We start from the raw sequence: 16504 nt of genomic DNA on the forward strand, positions 1-16504 counted from the left end.
CTACTCTCCCTGATCGGCTGAGACGGTGATGGATAGCGGCAACGTTAATAGGTCCGGCGCGCGTTGATCTTCCGCCATACGAAGCCCGTTGCGCACCTGCTGAACCTGCCGCGAACTGAGTGGCTGCCACTCATCGTCCTGGGCATTCCATACACCGCCCTGACGGCCATCGGGGGTCAGGTAGTAAAAACCGATGCGCCCAATGCGCAAGAAGTCCACTTCCAGCTGCTGGTCATCGTCAAGCTGCAAGCGCCCCCGCCAGGTATCCATTTCACGGCCGTAATCCAACTCTGTGCGCCAGATATCGAGCATGCCTTCGATTCGCTCGGCAGGCTCAGCGCCTTCGTCATTTTTCAGCGTTTCAACGCGTGCAAGCCGCTGTTCTTTAAGAAACGGCAGGTCGCGTTCGATCCATTGAGTTAGCTGCGTTTGCATGTTTTGTTCGATATCCGGCAGCGCGGCGCGCGTATCGGCAAGGGTATCAAGCGCGGACGCTAACCGGACCTGACGTTCGGCTTCCTCAGCCAATTGACCCGTTAGCGACGCATTCTGCGACTCAAGCTGCCTTGTTTCGCGCTCACGCTCGCGCAGCTCTTCCAAAGCTGCCCGCGTTTCGTCGTCCGAGTCATCTATCTGCTGCTGAAGTTCGGCTTGAATGCGCTGGGCATCGACACTTTCGCCCGCTTGATCGAGCGTCTCGTCACTTGCCGCTAGCGTGCTGCTGACGAGCATGCACGCTAGCCAGCACCCACCTATGGCAAAGAAAGGCTTGTTCAGCACATCGACTCTCCGTCACTGTTCACCGGCAGTCACACTGCCTTTATATAGGACACTTCAAATATAAGAACGATTTGCGTTTCATATCGACTGCGCATAGCCTACCATCCACAAAATAAATGACAATATTTATCATTAGCGTTTAAATAAATTTAGCTTGCTACCAAACAAAACGGGAGCCGCTAGGGCTCCCGATATCATCAATGTTAGTGATGGGCTAACACCATAATGTCAAACGTGTTTTGCTAATGGACCACGACGTACGCTTTCGTCAGAGGGGCTAGCGGAAGTTGCCAAGCCTCTTCACGGGTCACCCACCTGGCTTCGGCAATTTCAGCAGCGGCCTCGACCGGCTCGTCAATCACCAAACTGAACAAATGCGCTTCCAGCATCACACCCGGCTCATTGGCTGCTGGAGCGGTGTGTACGCCCATGGGGATCAGTTGATCCTGATTAATATGCAGGCCCAGCTCTTCTTTCAGCTCACGGGATAGTGCCTCAAGCGCGGTCTCACCCGCATCAATCTTGCCACCTGGTTGCATATAAATAGACGTATTGTGCTTACGCACCAACAACAAGCGACCATCCGGGTCGCTCACCACGGCAGCCGCTATTTCCAATACGTTAGCTGGGTTGGTTGGCATACTTTCTCCTTGGTGCACTGATAATATCCAATGCTACTCGTACTGTTTCCACCAAGCGAGACAGAGTTTGCAAGCGCCAGTTAAGGATTAGTCGGCTGCAGGCTAGCTCCGGGGCGGCTAACATCGTGCTTTGGATGGCGGAGCCGGTGGAGTTTCTAAAGAAGGCGGCGACTTCAGTCGCCGCTTTTTTGGCATCAAAGTGGTTGCCGGTGCAAAGCACCGGCAACCGAACAGGCTAGGCTTCGCTTAGCATCTGCTTATTTCGCGGATATATCTTGTTCTCGAACTCCCGCATGCATGAGTCCGCAACGGCCCTGAGCTCCCGCTTGAGTCGCTCGGCACCGTTTGCTAATAGCTCAGCATGGCTCGGTGAGTCATCGGTCTTATCCGGCTGCCTGTGACAATGGGCTTCAGCCACTGCCTGCATCGATCGCGTATCAATCACCTTAAGCTTTGCGGAATATGGCACATGGTAGGTTCTCATGGCGAAAGGATAGTAGGAAAAACCCCAGCCCAGGGTTTCAACATCTACCAGCAAGTCGCTAGACGCATAGTCTCTTGACAAGCCTGCCACCCCAGATTCCTTGGTCACAACTCCGTTTTCCTCAACTTGCTCTATACCAAGCCGCTCAGCAAGTGACGCCGCCAAGCCACTGCTTATATGGCCAGCTGGATCCTCGATCTCGTTCTCTTCAACGATGTTATTGCCTGATATCATCATTGCTGCAACACCCACCAGCCCGCCCACCATGGCTTTCCCTGCTGTCATGGCAGCAAAGCTAGGTTTTTCACGACTGGATATTGTGATCGAGGCTGGTGACGTCTGCTCTACCTTAGCGGTATCCATGGGGACTGTTTTGGTGCTAGCACAGCCGACCAACATGAAGCCTAAGATGAATATTGTGATCCCTTTCTACACCTGACACCCCTTTTCTAATTTTCGCAATATGACTTTATACAGCTTCGAAAATTTAACTTTCTGTTGTGGCATTATTACTAATTGGATGACACCACTGGGCCGGTGTGTAGCTTTCCTGACCTTCTTGAGATCTAACTTCCAGGACAAGCAGGTGGGCACTATATCCACGCACGACAACCTCTGTCTTATATTCTTTTCCTGCCTCGGCGACAAAGCATGAATACAAATATCTAGGCGAGCTTCCATAACTATAAAGAGCTTGGACATTTCTTTTTCCAGGCCTCAAGAAAGCCTCAGATGGATATTGGCACCCATTAGTATAAGAAGTCATAAAGCGCGGAGTTGGCCTTCCGTCAATGGCAGAAAAAAGCACAATAGGCTCACCGACCTCACATGACTCCGAAGCACTATTAACATTTCCCCTAAGATATGCACGCTCAGCTGTAGAAAGCTCCCCTTCGTAAGACTTGTAAACACCTATAGACGTACAGCCTTGAAGAAAAAGAAGCGTCATAAAAAGTACAGCCCTTTTCATTATATATTCCCCTGACTTATCCTACCGATTCACCTGCAATACAACGCTTGCCTGGCTCTCCCTGTACAGTCTCTGATCCAGGAACCCCTCCAACCTCTTCCCCAGTTTCCTGATCTTCAAGCCATATCCTCACTCTACTGCCTTGAGTATCATGTCGTATCAGGTAAATATCGCCCCCTTTAGCATCCACCCACACAGGCGTGTATGCTCGATACGTCCCAACATTATATACATATCTTTGATATAATATTCCTATGTAGCGAACACCTGTTGAAACTTTGGCTTCTTTTGTTGTCGAGGTCAGACCTAAGCTGCTTTCAATAAACTCTCCATCAACACACGCGATTACCGGCCCTCCCGGATCCTGGAGACGCTCTTTATATGTCGTAGAAGGAACCATGATTCGAGCAAACTGATCTGGCGGTGTATTCTCAGGCACACCCTCATAGGGTGCAGACACGCACCCCGCAATACCACTGAACAACATTAGCATGCCCCCCACTTTCTTAAGCATCCTGCTTCTCCCCTTCTCTTAACAAAAGAACCAACGTATTTATACTCAGCTATCTACACTTCCTAGTCGCTAGCTGCTTCCGCTAAACTTCTAACGCACTCCCCTCTATCTCCAACAGTAGACCAGGGCCAATCATCAGTTAGCCGGCACATTTAACTGCCAGACCCTATCTGGATGATGAACACAACGATTCCTTTTCGGACAGCCAGTCAAGTTCCACCACGGAAAACGACAAGCGAAAATAAGCCTGCGAGTTCACGCTCATGCTGATGGCGCAGTGCCCTTCGACCGAGTGCAGCATACCAGTCCCGACCAACACCAAAGGGCGCAAGAAATGGCGGAGCAACCTGCAGACTCTTCCGGCTGCCTCTTGGCCGACTGACTGTGAAGAGCAACCGGTAATTCCCTGTTGCACTGCGTCCATTGCACCACTTTCTATATCGCTTAAGCCTCATGGGTATATCGTGTGAGCAATGATTGCCACAAGGCTGTCAGCATCTAGAAACCGTCGTAAGCGCCTAATTGATATAGCTATCGGCCGATTGATCTCAAGCTTTAGGCCTGTTAGCAATTTTGACCTGCCGACGTCGGGAGCACTCGTGCTCCTAGGCGATCAAGAGTCCGATGTCGCCACCGAATCAAAGGGACATCACGCCATTTGGCTATGACGAATTATTGTGCCAAGCCCCAGAACTTCAGTTATAGCAACCAATTATTAAAAATTAAGCCAAGCGCTACATTTAGCACTTGGACCGCCGAATCCAAAGTTACCAATCAATGAACGGGAACGTTTCTCTAAAACGTTTCTCAACGTGTGGGTTCCTATCGAGTTCTTGCAGCGCCACTTCACGTGGCACCGCATCGCTTAAAAAATCATTCCATCGTCTGTACCCAATTCCATCTAGAGCATCACTTTCGGACTCTGTATGCTCCCAAGAAGGATTGAACCCCATTACTGAAAAGGGTTTGAAGTCAAACTTATTCTCGATATCTAAGATATCCCAAAAATATGCAGGAACTTGATCTTGATGCTCGATGACATAATAAAGCCATTGCTTAAATTCGCTGAACTTTAAGACACCTGAAACCAAGCTTGCTTTCGCGAAACCAATATCATCGCTGTCATTTTTCTCAAGTCGAAAGTTACGTGTCATTATTTACCTCCTGACAAAGCTTCACCGCCTATGTGACCTGTTTCTCTATGAACTCTTTCCCTAACGAGTTGCATACACCCTCTGTCTTGATGGTGGTACCAAGTATAATCTGGAATTTTGGCGTTCCCAGATTGAATTGCCTGTAGCTGCTGATCAGTAAATAATGACCTCAATTGAGGGTTATTCTGAATCTGCGCTATAAGGTCTCTTGTCGCTATCCTCATTTGCGCCTGATAACTGGCTGCCTGAAAATCAGCGCCAGGGAGTCGAGTACCGAGGCTGAATGACTGTCAAAAAGAGGTTATTCTCTTATAGCCAGCTACAAAAAAACGGGAGCCGCTAGGGCTCCCGTTTTTTATTAGGTTTTATGCTCAATGATTGTCTAGAAAGCCCAATCATCATCCTCAGTGGCCACAGCCTTGCCGATTACATAGGAAGACCCCGAGCCTGAGAAGAAGTCATGGTTTTCGTCGGCGTTGGGAGATAGCGCCGCCATGATCGTGGGGTCGACATCCGTTTCGCTGCTGGGGAAAAGCGGCTCAAAACCGAGATTCATCAGCGCCTTGTTGGCATTGTAGTGAAGGAACTTCTTGACGTCTTCGGTCAGCCCTACTTCGTCGTACAGCGACTCGGTATAGCGGACTTCGTTATCGTAAAGCTCCAGCAGCAGCTCGTAAGCGTAGTCTTTGACTTCCTGCTGACGCGCCGGTGTTGCCTCAGCCAAGTCCTGCTGGAACTTGTAGCCGATATAATAGCCGTGCACCGCTTCGTCGCGGATGATCAGGCGGATCAGGTCGGCCGTGTTGGTCAATTTGGCGTGGCTGGACCAGTACATCGGTAGGTAGAAGCCGGAGTAAAACAGGAACGACTCCAGGAAGACGCTGGCGACCTTGCGCATTAGCGGGTCGTCTGAGCGATAGCGGCCGAGAATCAGCTCCGATTTCGCCTGCAGCATGGGATTTTCTTCGCTCCAGCGAAAGGCGTCGTCCACATCGCGGGTAGTGCACAGCGTCGAAAAGATCGAGCTGTAGGAGCGCGCGTGGACCGATTCCATAAAGGCAATATTGGTGTAGACCGCTTCTTCATGGGGGGTGCGTGCATCTTCCATAAGTACCGGCGCGCCGACACTGCTCTGGATGGTATCCAGCAGCGTCAACCCGGTAAACACGCGAATGGTCAGCTGCTTTTCTTTGGCCGTCAGCGTATTCCACGACTGGATATCATTGGACAGCGGGACTTTTTCCGGCAGCCAGAAGTTGCTGGTCAGGCGGTTCCACACTTCAAGATCTTTATCGTCCTGAAGGCGGTTCCAGTTAATCGCGTCCACCCGCGATAAACGTTGCATGCTGGTCATATCATCACTCTCTTCGAAGTCGTTATACGCTTACAGCGTGCAGGAAACGCAGCCTTCCACCTCGGTGCCTTCCAGCGCGCTCTGGCGCAGGCGGATGTAATAGAGGGTCTTGATGCCCTTCCGCCAGGCGTAAATCTGCGCCTTGTTGATATCACGCGTCGTCGCGGTATCCGGGAAGAACAGCGTCAGCGAAAGCCCCTGGTCGACGTGCTTGGAGGCTTCGGCGTAGGTGTCGATGATTTTTTCAGGGCCGATTTCGTAGGCGTCCTGAAAGTAATCAAAATTGGCTTCATTGAGGAACGGTGCTGGATAGTAAACCCGCCCCAGCTTGCCTTCCTTGCGAATCTCGATCTTGGCCGCGACCGGGTGAATGCTCGACGTTGAATGGTTGATATAGGAAATAGAGCCCGTCGGCGGCACAGCCTGAAGGTTACGGTTATACAATCCGTGTGCCATGACGCTTTCCTTGAGCGCCTGCCAGTCCTGCTGAGTAGGCAAGGCAATCCCGCTACGCTCAAACAGCTGACGGACTTTTTCGGTCCGCGGCTCCCAGGCCTGATCGGTGTACTGATTGAAGAACTCACCGGACGCGTAGGTAGAGTCGGCAAAGCCCGCAAAGGTATCCCCGTGTTCAATCGCCAAGCGGTTTGACGCCCGCAGCGCGTGGAAGGCCACGCAATAGAAATATAGATTGGTAAAATCGAGGCCTTCATCGGAGCCGTAATAGATATGCTCGCGGGCCAGGAAACCATGCAGGTTCATCTGGCCAAGGCCAATCGCCCGAGACTTGGCATTACCCTCGGCGATGGAGGGCACGCTGCTCAGGTTGCTCATTTCCGACACGGCCGTCAGACCGCGAATGGCCACCTCGACGCTGGTGCCGATATCGCCCGAGTCCATCACCTTGGCAATGTTCATGGACCCCAGATTGCAGGAAATATCCTGGCCGACCTGGCGATAGCCGAGGTCTTCGTCGTAATCCGTCGGCGTGTTCACCTGGAGAATCTCGGAGCACAGGTTGCTCATGTTGATACGCCCGGCGATGGGGTTGGCGCGGTTCACCGTGTCTTCGAACATGATGTACGGATAACCGGACTCGAACTGCAGCTCGGCCAGGGTCTGGAAGAAGGCGCGCGCGTTGATCTTCTGCTTGCGAATGCGCGCATCCGCCACCATCTCATGGTACTTCTCGGTCACGCTGATATCGCCAAACGGCACGCCGTACACCCGCTCGACGTCATAGGGCGAGAACAGGTACATGTCCTCGTTGCGCTTGGCCAGCTCGAAGGTGATGTCCGGGATCGTCACCCCGAGCGAGAGCGTCTTGATACGGATTTTTTCGTCGGCGTTTTCGCGCTTGGTATCCAGGAAGCGCAAAATATCGGGATGGTGGGCATTCAGGTAAACGGCACCGGCCCCCTGGCGCGCGCCAAGCTGGTTGGCGTAGGAAAATGCATCCTCGAGCAGCTTCATGATCGGGATAATGCCCGACGACTGGTTCTCGATGCGCTTGATCGGGGCGCCCGACTCGCGAATGTTGCTGAGCAGGAAGGCAACGCCACCGCCACGCTTGGACAGCTGAAGCGCCGAATTGATGGAGCGGCCAATCGACTCCATATTGTCTTCGATACGCAGCAAAAAGCAGGACACCAGCTCGCCGCGCTGCTGCTTACCGCAGTTCAAAAAAGTGGGGGTCGCCGGCTGGAAACGGCCGCTGATGATTTCATCCACCAACGACTTGGCCAGGGTTTCATCACCCCGCGCCAACGCCAGCGCGACCATGCAAACGCGATCTTCATAGCGCTCCAGGTAGCGCTTGCCGTCAAAGGTCTTCAGCGTATAGCTGGTGTAATACTTGAAGGCGCCCAGGAAACTGGGGAAACGAAACTTATAGGCATAGGCCTGCTCGAACAGCGCTTTTACGAAGGAAAAGTCATACTGCGCAAGCGTCCCCGCTTCGTAGTACTGCTCTTCAACCAGGTAATCAAGCTTCTCTTCGAGCGAGTGGAAAAACACCGTGTTCTGGTTAACGTGCTGCAAAAAATACTGACGCGCGGCTTCGCGGTCTTTATCCAGCTGTAATTCACCGTTGGCACCGTAAAGGTTCAACATCGCGTTCAGCGCATGGTAATCCATTGTGCGACCGTCGGTTGCCGCTGCAGGCCGTTTTGTTTCAGCCGAATTGTTCGTGGCTAAGGTTGTCGTTTCCAAAACTCTTCTACTCCTTTGCGGACCTTGGCGACATCGTCATCAGTGCCAAACAGTTCGAATCGATAAAGCAACGGTACGTGGCATTTTTTCGCAATAATGCGGCCCGCCAAACCGTACGCATCGCCAAAATTGGTGTTACCCGCCGCAATCACCCCGCGTATCAAATGGCGATTGTGCTCGTCATTTAGAAATCGGATCACTGGACCTGGAACCGCCCCTTTTGCCTGACCGCCTCCATAGGTGGGGGTCACCAATATGTAGGGTTGATCAACTTGCGGTATCGCCTCTTCGCGATTGAGCGGTAACCGTTGGGCGGCCAAGCCTAATTTTTCAATAAAACGGTGGGTGTTGCCTGACTTGGTAGAGAAATACACCAGATTGCCGACCATGGAGGAAGTACATCCATTTGCCAGCATGGGTGACTTATGCCAACGCTTGAATGCGGTCTGGACGAAAACCCGACCAATGGTCTTCACCGGCAACGACTACGGGAAGCTGACGATATCCAAGCGCTTCGACTTCTTGTTGGGCACTGGATTCAGCCGTGATATCAATCACGGTGTATTCAAGGCCCTGCTTGTCCAGCGCGCGGTAGGTAGCGGTGCATTGAACGCAGGCGGGCTTGCTATAAATCTGAATTTCCATGGTCATTTCCCTTTTCATAGCGGCATTTTTCGGGTAGGGCATATCTTGTGCCCACCCTCCCTAGAAGATACAACTCATACTATATATAGACCAGTAGAAAATCAATTCAAGCATATGTGGTATTTTTCATCCACAGGATATTGACAGCTAACACCCAACTCTATTCAGTGCTGGGGACAAACAACAAAAAAACCGCCCACTTAAAAGTGGGCGGTTTTTTATAACAAACGCCTTGAATCGGCGTCATACTTGGCGTGCCAGGACGTTAGGCGATGGCCGCTTGATAGCGACGTTCAACGTCTTCCCAGTTCACCACGTTAAAGAAAGCGGACACGTAATCAGGACGCTTATTTTGGTACTTGAGATAGTACGCATGCTCCCAAACATCCAGGCCTAACACTGGTGTGTTGCCGTGCATAAGCGGGCTGTCTTGGTTAAGCGTATTTTCAACGACCAGTTTTTTCTCAGGGGTAACTGAGAGCCAAGCCCAACCACTACCAAAACGGCCAAGGGCTGCTTTCTTGAAAGCTTCCTGGAAGGCTTCAAAACCGCCAAGCTCAGCGTCAATAGCTTTAGCGACGCCACCTTGTGGTTGGCCGCCGCCGTTAGGCGACATCATTTGCCAAAACATAGAGTGGTTGGCATGACCGCCACCGTTATTGATAACGGGCTGACGCTTGTCTTCCGGAACGCGATTCAGGTTAGCCACAAGCTCTTCTACCGGAACGTCTTCAAGCCCAGTGCCTTCAAGCGCAGCATTCAGGTTGGTGACGTAGGTATTGTGGTGACGCGAGTGGTGGATCTCCATGGTCATCGCATCAATGTGCGGTTCAAGCGCATCGTACGCGTAGGGTAATTCAGGAAGTGTATGTGCCATATTGATCATCTCCTTGAGTGGCTTTCGTTGCGTTCAGCAATTCTCGGCTTTAATAACTAGGTATGGTCACCTCTTAGCTTTTTCAACCACCGAGGGGGCTGATTTCGTTTTTGCCCCAGCATTTTAGTCAACTACTAGCAGTTTACCTAATCTAGCCCACACAAAAAAGCCGACTTCTCCAGAAGCCGGCTGTTAAGTTCTATCATTTCAGCAATTTATAGTTTGCTTTCAAGCTCAGGCAGAATCTCAAACAAATCGCCCACCAGGCCGTAGTCGGCCACCTGGAAGATAGGCGCTTCGTCGTCTTTGTTGATGGCGACAATCACCTTAGAGTCCTTCATGCCCGCCAAGTGCTGGATCGCGCCCGAAATACCCACCGCAATATACAGCTCCGGCGCGACGATCTTGCCGGTTTGCCCTACCTGCATGTCGTTGGGCACAAAGCCTGCGTCTACCGCTGCGCGAGACGCGCCAATGGCCGCTCCCAGCTTGTCGGCAATACCATCAAGCAGCTTGAAGTTCTCGCCGTTGCCCATACCGCGGCCGCCAGAAATCACCACCTTGGCGCCGCCAAGCTCCGGGCGGTCCGACTGGGCCAGCTCTTCTTTGACGAAGCTGGATTGGGCGTTCTCAACCACCACGTCAATCACCTCAATCGCAGCGCTGCCGCCCTCGCCCACCGCGTCAAAGCCGGTAGTGCGAACGGTGATGACTTTTAGCGCGTCGTCACTTTTCACCGTGGCGATGGCGTTACCGGCGTAGATGGGCCGCTTGAAGGTATCGGCGCTATCCACGGCGAGCACATCGGAAAGTTGGCTGACGTCTTTCAGCGCCGCTAGACGCGGTAGCACGTTTTTACCCGTGGTGGAGGCGCTAGCCAGTATGTGCGTGTAATCACCCGCCAACTCAAACAATAGCGCGCCTAGCGGCTCGGCGAGCTGGTAGGCATAAACGGCGTTGTCCGCGACGCGCACTTTGTTGACGCCGTCGAGCTTGGCGGCAGCCTCGGCGGCGGCTTGAACGCCTTCGCCCGCAACCAAGACGTCAATGTCGCCACCGATCGCTTTTGCAGCGGCGACCACGTGGGCCGTAGCGCCCGCCAACTGACCTTCATGAAGATCGGCAAGTACCAGAATGCTCATGGAATCTACTCCTTTCAAAGCTCTTTTATGCAAACAATGGGCTCAAAGAACTTTGGCTTCGTTTTTCAGTTTGTCGATCAACTCGTCTACCGAAGCGACTTTGACGCCGCCTTTACGCTCTGCTGGCGATTCCACTTTGAGCAGACTGACCTTGGAGGCGACCTCAATGCCGTAATCGGCAGGGGTTTTGACATCCATCGGCTTCTTCTTGGCCTTCATGATATCCGGCAGCTTGGCGTAGCGTGGCTCGTTGAGACGCAGGTCGGTGGTGATAATGGCAGGCAGCGTCAGCGCGACGGTTTGCAGGCCACCGTCGATTTCCCGCGTCACGTGCACCTTATCGCCGTCTACCGCGACTTCGGAAGCAAAGGTACCCTGAGGCAGGTTGGTCAACGCGGCGAGCATCTGGCCGGTTTGGTTATTGTCAGTGTCGATAGCCTGCTTACCCAGAATGACCATCCCCGGCTGTTCTTCATCGACCACTTTGGCCAGCAGCTTGGCAACCGCCAGCGACTCTGCACGCTCGTCGGTTTCAATATGAATAGCGCGATCCGCGCCCAAAGCCAGTGCGGTACGCAGCTGTTCCTGGGCAGCCTTGGGGCCAACCGTCACTGCGACCACTTCTGTCGCCACGCCCTTCTCTTTCAGGCGCACGGCTTCTTCCACGGCAATTTCGCAGAAGGGGTTCATGGCCATTTTGACGTTGGTAAGATCGACGTCAGAATGATCCGCTTTGACACGAATTTTGACGTTGTAGTCGATGACGCGTTTCACCGCGACAAGTACTTTCATAGGTTCCTCGCTTGGCTTGTGGTAGAGCCGTTAACCCTGGATGGCACCCACTAGGCAGGCACCTTGAGAAGGTTTGGTATCACGTTGCGGCACCTAGGATGGCTGCCAGCATAAAATTCATTCAAGCGTTTGATAGGCGTGCAAATGAAAAACCTTTTTAATTTGCCACAGCCTACCTGCCTGCAACAACAGGGATTGCTTACGGCCTTGGTCGAACCCGTCGAACCGAGATAGGGGTCACCTTTCACAATCGCTAAACGCGAAATCGCCATTTAGCATCGTAGGCGTGACCTGACACAGGTATTATGCCTATCATGAGGGATAACCAGAAGCAAACGACCGTTTAAAATTAAGGCCGTGTTTTTATAAGCTAGTTCCAATAGCTAGTTATTGTAAACGATGGCACTTATGAGAATAAGGAGACAACCAGGTGGATAACGTTGAACGCGATGTGATGGACTTTGACGTGGTCATCGTCGGAGCGGGCCCATCAGGGCTAGCGGCGGCCTGTCGTCTAATGCAACAGGCCAATGACGCGGAACAAGAATTGACCGTCTGCGTGGTTGAAAAAGGCTCGGAAGTCGGCGCGCACATTTTATCCGGCGCGGTATTTGAACCCCGCGCCCTTAACGAGCTGTTTCCTGACTGGCAAGAACGCGGCGCACCGCTCAACACCCCGGCCATCCGTGATGATGTTTATCTGCTAAAAGACGCTGACAAAGCGCAGAAACTGCCCAACGCGCTGGTGCCCAAGAGTATGCATAACACGGGCGGCGACCTTACCCGCTACGTGATTAGCGCAGGTAATTTATGTCGTTGGCTGGCGGAGCAGGCAGAAGCCCTGGGGGTCGAGATATTCCCGGGCTTTGCCGCCCAGGAAGCCATTGTTGAAGACAATGCGGTACGCGGCATCCTGATTGGCGACATGGGCGTTGCCGCAGACGGCACGCCCAAAGATGGCCATATGCCCGGTATGGAACTGCGTGCCAAATATACCCTGTTTGCCGAAGGCGCCCGTGGCCACATTGGCAAGCGCTTGATTGAGGATTTCTCGCTAGACGCCGGTCGCGACCCGCAACACTACGGTATCGGCTTAAAAGAGCTTTGGGATGTGCCAGCCGACAAGCACGAACCCGGCGTTGTTGTGCACGGCTCCGGTTGGCCGCTGGACAAGCATACCCACGGTGGCTGGTTCCTGTACCACGCTGAAAATCAGCAGGTAGTGGTCGGGCTGATCATGGACCTCAGCTATCAAAACCCGTGGCTCTCGCCGTTCGACGAATTCCAGCGCATGAAACATCACCCGGTGCTCAGCCAATACCTGGAAGGCGGCAAACGCGTCGCCTACGGTGCGCGGGCGCTTACCAAAGGCGGCTTCAATTGCTTGCCTAAAATGACGTTCCCGGGCGGCCTGCTTATCGGTTGCGATGCTGGCACGCTCAACTTTGCCAAGATCAAGGGCCTACACACCGCCATGAAGTCGGGCATGGTGGCGGCAGAAAGCGTGTTTGAAGCCCTTCAAGGCGGCGACGAAGGCGCCCAGGAACTGACGAGCTTCAGCGATAAATGGGAGGCCAGCTGGGCGTATCAAGAGCTGAAAGAAAACGCGAGCTTCGGTCCGGCGATACATAAATACGGTACGGTCGGCGGTGGCGCTTACAATTTTGCCAATCAGCTGCTGGGTGGCAAATTGCCTAATGTGCACGATACAACCACCGACCACGGGGCACTCAAGCCCGCCGCCGAATTTGACAAGATCGACTACCCCAAACCCGATGGTAAGTTATCGTTCGATAAGCCTTCGTCCGTGTTCTTATCCAACACTAACCACGAGGAAGATCAGCCGTGCCACTTGCGCCTGGATGATCCCGACCTGCCGATTCGCCACAACCTGCCCAAATACGCAGAGCCCGCTCAGCGCTATTGTCCGGCGGGGGTGTATGAAGTGGTCGAAGACGAAAAGGGTGAGCCGCGCTTTCAGATCAACTTCCAGAATTGCGTCCACTGCAAGACCTGCGACATCAAGGACCCCGCCCAGAACATCACCTGGGTAGCCCCGGAAGGCGGCGGCGGGCCCAACTACCCGAACATGTAGCGCCCGAGTCAGGCAAATCTGTCCGCAGTCCGATACCCCCGCGTCAGCATTCTGGCGCGGGGGTATTGTGTTTTGCTCAGGCCAATCGTTCGATGGGCGCACGACTGGCAATCAACCGTCGGCGCCCCGCTTGATCAAAACGCACGTCGATCACCGGATCACTGGGGTTGCCCTCCACCGTCGCCACCTCGCCCTCACCGAACACGGCATGATGCAGCCGCTGGCCGGGATAGAACGCGTTTGCGTTATATGCCGCTTTAGGCGCTTGAACCTCAGGCGCTGACAGCACGATATCGTCACGGCCCAGTTGAGTGAGATAGCGCTGCACCAGCGCCGGCTCGGTCACTGAGACCGTTGGGGATGGCGGGTTGGGGCTGGTCAAGCATGCTGCCACTTGCATGCTATCCTGCCATGCACTTTCGGCAATAAAGCGGCTGGGGCGATGCGACCCGCCATCATGCAACACCAGCAGCTGTTCTTTTGAGCGCGTAATCGCCACATAAAACAGCCGCCGCTCTTCTTCCAGGCGGTCATCAGTAAGCGGGTTATCCCGGCTATAATAAGGAAAATCTTCTTCATTAACGCCTGCAACAGCGACAAATGGCCATTCGAGCCCCTTGGCGCCATGCACGGTACTCACCAATACACCCGCCGCCTGATTCTCGACGGGGCGCTCTAATAACTCGATAAAGGCATCCGGGTCTTCAACGCTTTGTGCCTGTTCAATGAGCACATCCAGCAAGCGCACGTCTTCTTCGCCTTTATCACGACGCGCTGCAGCGCGCTTTAGGGTTTTCTCGGCCTCGATGGTATCCACAACGTGCTGCAATAGCTTGGCGGGCGGCCAAGCGCTTAGCTGCGGCAGCTCGCACAGTAAGGCCCAACGTTTTTTTAGCGTGCGTCGTTGAATGGGTTTTAAATCGCTAATCACCGGGTCGTGACGCTCTGGCCACGCTTGACGGCTGGCGAGCTGATGCGCCAGGCGCTGCAGGCGCTCGCGGGCCACAAAGGGCGTCGGCTGCGCCAGCAGTAGAGTCAACTGCTCGGGGTTCTGCAGCAAGGCCGGGCGTCGGGAAAGTTTTAAATAACCCGCCAATGCCTGAACCAAAGGCAGGCGGAATACAAACCGGTCTTCCCGAGCCAGCCGAAACGGTATTCCCGCTTGTAATAGCGCCAGCTGGAACGGGACCGACAGCGCCCAACTGCGTACCAACAGACTCACATCGCTTAAAGCCCGACCCTGGGCTTGCCAATCGCTTAACGCATCCAGCAACTGACGACCGCCCTGCCCCACTGCCAAGCGGGTATCGGGGTTTTGCGTCGCCGCCAAACATAACTGATCGGGTCGTCTTTGATTGGCAGCAATCGCATGGTTGGCCGCCAGCGCCAGGGCATGACCATGACGAAATGTAGTTGAAAGGGGGTAATCGGTGGCTTGACCAAAGGTGGCGGTAAAATTCTCCAGCATAGTATCCGGCCGTGCGCCTCGCCACTCGTAGATGCATTGATTGGCATCACCAACCGCCATCACCGACGCCCGGCTACCCGCCAATACCGCCAGCAGTCGCTGCTGGGCCGCGTTAATATCCTGATACTCATCGATAATAACGTGATCCAAGAAGCCTTCTACCCGGCCACGTAACGCGCTGTCAGCTTCTAACACCTGTAACGGGCGATAAAGCAGATCGGCATAGGTCATCACCCTTTCGCTATCCAAGAGTCGCTCGGCTTCGTTGAAAGCGGCGGGGAAATAGTCGGTATCGGGGTCGTAATGAAGGCGCTCGTATAGTGCTTCAGGAGTCAGCATTTCGGCTTTTACCAAGCCGCAAAAATGCGCCAAGGCTTCGAGTCGATCTCCCTCAAGCGCTGCATCGCGCCGCTCAACAGCATCGCTAAGAACGTTCAAGCTGGCTTGGCGAAGCAGGCGTTCCAGTTGCCATTCCGCCGACAACAGCCGCCGCGGAGCCAAGGCGCCCCAGCGACTCAGGCTTTGGGTTAGCCGGTGACCCAGCGAATGGAAGGTGCGTACATCAGGTAGCGCCTGCCCAGGCGGCGCCATGCTGACCAGGCGGCGCTGAAAATCATCCCGTGCGGAACGGTTAAACATCAGCACCAGGATGCGCTTGGGTGGAACACCGCTTGCGAGCAGGTGAAGGACACGCGCTGCCATCGTCGTCGTCTTACCCGCTCCAGCAACGGCCGCGACGCGGGCATGGCCGTGCGCATGGTGAATGACAGCTTGCTGTTCGGCGGTTAACTTCACGACTCCTCTCTGGCCGCTAACCCATCAAGATCACCCGCGTCGAGGTAACCCAAAGGATGCCATTGACCGGCGCTGTAGACACTCAATGCCTGCTGGCCCGTCTCTGCTTCGCGTAGCGAGGCGGCCTCGGCCAGTTGATAATAAACGTGGCGATGCAAGCGGGCAGCGAGCCCGAACCGTACGGCAATTTCCGGCACTCGGTCGCCCTGTGGCGTGTGCGTCAAGGCTAGCGGGTGTTCGTGATCCAGGCGCACAACATCATCAAACTGGGTCGTTAACCACCACGCATCATCGTGAAAATCGGCCTCAACGGCGACCAGCGGCCGATCATCCACCTGAATACGCCAGCGCTCAACAGGCGTCACCAAGCAGTATCCCTCGGCATCATGGCGCAGCAGGGTAGACAGCAGCCGCGCAATGCTTGCACGGGCAAAAGGCTGGCCTTCGTGCCACCAGCCTCCTTGCGCATCGATACGTATATCCATGTCCCCCGACAACGCTGGCTGCCAGTCATTGAGCGGCGGTATGCTAGACGCTCCCTGACGATAATCAAGCAATCGATCTATGTTCATCGTATTATCC

At 54.1% G+C, this 16504-nt stretch carries 16 protein-coding genes and 1 pseudogene; 1 reads left to right on the forward strand and 16 read right to left on the reverse strand.

The annotated features are described in order from the left end of the window. From GA0071314_RS10920 to GA0071314_RS10985, 14 genes and pseudogenes are all read right to left on the reverse strand, one after another. Positions 1 to 780 carry a DUF3450 domain-containing protein gene (locus GA0071314_RS10920; RefSeq protein WP_074396668.1) on the reverse strand — a complete coding sequence of 260 codons (780 nt, stop codon included), beginning with the start codon at positions 778 to 780 and terminating at the stop codon, positions 1 to 3. A gap of 242 nt (positions 781 to 1022) precedes the next feature. Beyond that, the gene (locus tag GA0071314_RS10925; RefSeq protein WP_074396669.1) at positions 1023 to 1421 is read right to left on the reverse strand and encodes an NUDIX hydrolase; all 399 of its coding nucleotides are present in this window, start codon (positions 1419 to 1421) and stop codon (positions 1023 to 1025) included. A 235-nt stretch (positions 1422 to 1656) separates the two neighbouring features. Continuing rightward, a complete protein-coding gene (locus tag GA0071314_RS10930; RefSeq protein ID WP_156524112.1) occupies positions 1657 to 2268 on the reverse strand; it encodes a hypothetical protein in 612 nt (203 codons plus the stop codon). Positions 2269 to 2392: 124 nt separating this feature from the next. After that, the gene (locus GA0071314_RS19505) at positions 2393 to 2875 is read right to left on the reverse strand and encodes a hypothetical protein (protein ID WP_156524113.1); all 483 of its coding nucleotides are present in this window, start codon (positions 2873 to 2875) and stop codon (positions 2393 to 2395) included. A 16-nt stretch (positions 2876 to 2891) separates the two neighbouring features. Beyond that, the gene (locus tag GA0071314_RS10940) at positions 2892 to 3389 is read right to left on the reverse strand and encodes a hypothetical protein (protein ID WP_074396671.1); all 498 of its coding nucleotides are present in this window, start codon (positions 3387 to 3389) and stop codon (positions 2892 to 2894) included. A 767-nt stretch (positions 3390 to 4156) separates the two neighbouring features. Beyond that, a complete protein-coding gene (locus GA0071314_RS10945; RefSeq protein WP_074396672.1) occupies positions 4157 to 4543 on the reverse strand; it encodes a hypothetical protein in 387 nt (128 codons plus the stop codon). Next, positions 4543 to 4773: pseudogene (locus GA0071314_RS19980) on the reverse strand (HNH endonuclease); the annotation flags it as partial. The pseudogene GA0071314_RS19980 and the gene GA0071314_RS10945, both read right to left, overlap by 1 nt. Before the next feature lie 152 nt (positions 4774 to 4925). Continuing rightward, positions 4926 to 5897 carry a class 1b ribonucleoside-diphosphate reductase subunit beta gene (nrdF, locus tag GA0071314_RS10955; RefSeq protein ID WP_074396674.1) on the reverse strand — a complete coding sequence of 324 codons (972 nt, stop codon included), beginning with the start codon at positions 5895 to 5897 and terminating at the stop codon, positions 4926 to 4928. A 30-nt stretch (positions 5898 to 5927) separates the two neighbouring features. Next, positions 5928 to 8108, reverse strand: coding sequence for a class 1b ribonucleoside-diphosphate reductase subunit alpha (gene nrdE, locus GA0071314_RS10960; protein ID WP_441316759.1), 2181 nt, complete (start codon positions 8106 to 8108; stop codon positions 5928 to 5930). After that, positions 8090 to 8497: a class Ib ribonucleoside-diphosphate reductase assembly flavoprotein NrdI gene (gene nrdI / locus GA0071314_RS10965; protein WP_074396675.1), complete on the reverse strand. Its 408-nt coding sequence runs from the start codon at positions 8495 to 8497 to the stop codon at positions 8090 to 8092. The genes nrdE and nrdI overlap by 19 nt, the downstream gene beginning before the upstream one ends. A gap of 34 nt (positions 8498 to 8531) precedes the next feature. Then, positions 8532 to 8753: a glutaredoxin-like protein NrdH gene (gene nrdH, locus GA0071314_RS10970; protein WP_074396676.1), complete on the reverse strand. Its 222-nt coding sequence runs from the start codon at positions 8751 to 8753 to the stop codon at positions 8532 to 8534. A gap of 265 nt (positions 8754 to 9018) precedes the next feature. Then, the gene (locus tag GA0071314_RS10975) at positions 9019 to 9630 is read right to left on the reverse strand and encodes a superoxide dismutase (RefSeq protein WP_074396677.1); all 612 of its coding nucleotides are present in this window, start codon (positions 9628 to 9630) and stop codon (positions 9019 to 9021) included. Between the two features lie 215 nt (positions 9631 to 9845). Beyond that, positions 9846 to 10772 carry an electron transfer flavoprotein subunit alpha/FixB family protein gene (locus GA0071314_RS10980; RefSeq protein WP_074396678.1) on the reverse strand — a complete coding sequence of 309 codons (927 nt, stop codon included), beginning with the start codon at positions 10770 to 10772 and terminating at the stop codon, positions 9846 to 9848. A gap of 42 nt (positions 10773 to 10814) precedes the next feature. Next, positions 10815 to 11564 (reverse strand): electron transfer flavoprotein subunit beta/FixA family protein, encoded by a 750-nt coding sequence (locus GA0071314_RS10985; protein ID WP_074396679.1) that lies wholly within the window; start codon positions 11562 to 11564, stop codon positions 10815 to 10817. 430 nt (positions 11565 to 11994) lie between these two features. Between GA0071314_RS10985 and GA0071314_RS10990 the strand changes: the two genes are divergently transcribed. Continuing rightward, a complete protein-coding gene (locus GA0071314_RS10990) occupies positions 11995 to 13659 on the forward strand; it encodes an electron transfer flavoprotein-ubiquinone oxidoreductase (protein WP_074396680.1) in 1665 nt (554 codons plus the stop codon). Between the two features lie 76 nt (positions 13660 to 13735). On the opposite strand, the gene GA0071314_RS10995 is transcribed toward GA0071314_RS10990, so the two are convergent. Continuing rightward, positions 13736 to 15922: an ATP-dependent helicase gene (locus tag GA0071314_RS10995; protein ID WP_074396681.1), complete on the reverse strand. Its 2187-nt coding sequence runs from the start codon at positions 15920 to 15922 to the stop codon at positions 13736 to 13738. Further along, the gene (locus GA0071314_RS11000; protein ID WP_074396682.1) at positions 15919 to 16494 is read right to left on the reverse strand and encodes a DUF1285 domain-containing protein; all 576 of its coding nucleotides are present in this window, start codon (positions 16492 to 16494) and stop codon (positions 15919 to 15921) included. Before GA0071314_RS11000 ends, GA0071314_RS10995 begins: the two co-directional genes overlap by 4 nt. Positions 16495 to 16504 lie beyond the last annotated feature (10 nt).

It is taken from the genome of Halomonas sp. HL-93 (genome assembly GCF_900086985.1).
Classification (GTDB): Bacteria; Pseudomonadota; Gammaproteobacteria; order Pseudomonadales; family Halomonadaceae; genus Vreelandella.

Coding starts and splice junctions, on each gene's coding strand:
- GA0071314_RS10985 (WP_074396679.1), bottom strand. CDS start 11,564: ATGAAAGTACTTGTCGCGGTGAAACGCGTCATCGACTACAACGTCAAA.
- GA0071314_RS19505 (WP_156524113.1), bottom strand. CDS start 2,875: ATGAAAAGGGCTGTACTTTTTATGACGCTTCTTTTTCTTCAAGGCTGT.
- nrdH (WP_074396676.1), bottom strand. CDS start 8,753: ATGGAAATTCAGATTTATAGCAAGCCCGCCTGCGTTCAATGCACCGCT.
- nrdF (WP_074396674.1), bottom strand. CDS start 5,897: ATGACCAGCATGCAACGTTTATCGCGGGTGGACGCGATTAACTGGAAC.
- nrdI (WP_074396675.1), bottom strand. CDS start 8,497: ATGGTCGGCAATCTGGTGTATTTCTCTACCAAGTCAGGCAACACCCAC.
- GA0071314_RS10980 (WP_074396678.1), bottom strand. CDS start 10,772: ATGAGCATTCTGGTACTTGCCGATCTTCATGAAGGTCAGTTGGCGGGC.
- GA0071314_RS10930 (WP_156524112.1), bottom strand. CDS start 2,268: ATGGATACCGCTAAGGTAGAGCAGACGTCACCAGCCTCGATCACAATA.
- GA0071314_RS10940 (WP_074396671.1), bottom strand. CDS start 3,389: ATGCTTAAGAAAGTGGGGGGCATGCTAATGTTGTTCAGTGGTATTGCG.
- GA0071314_RS10925 (WP_074396669.1), bottom strand. CDS start 1,421: ATGCCAACCAACCCAGCTAACGTATTGGAAATAGCGGCTGCCGTGGTG.
- GA0071314_RS10975 (WP_074396677.1), bottom strand. CDS start 9,630: ATGGCACATACACTTCCTGAATTACCCTACGCGTACGATGCGCTTGAA.
- GA0071314_RS10945 (WP_074396672.1), bottom strand. CDS start 4,543: ATGACACGTAACTTTCGACTTGAGAAAAATGACAGCGATGATATTGGT.
- GA0071314_RS11000 (WP_074396682.1), bottom strand. CDS start 16,494: ATGAACATAGATCGATTGCTTGATTATCGTCAGGGAGCGTCTAGCATA.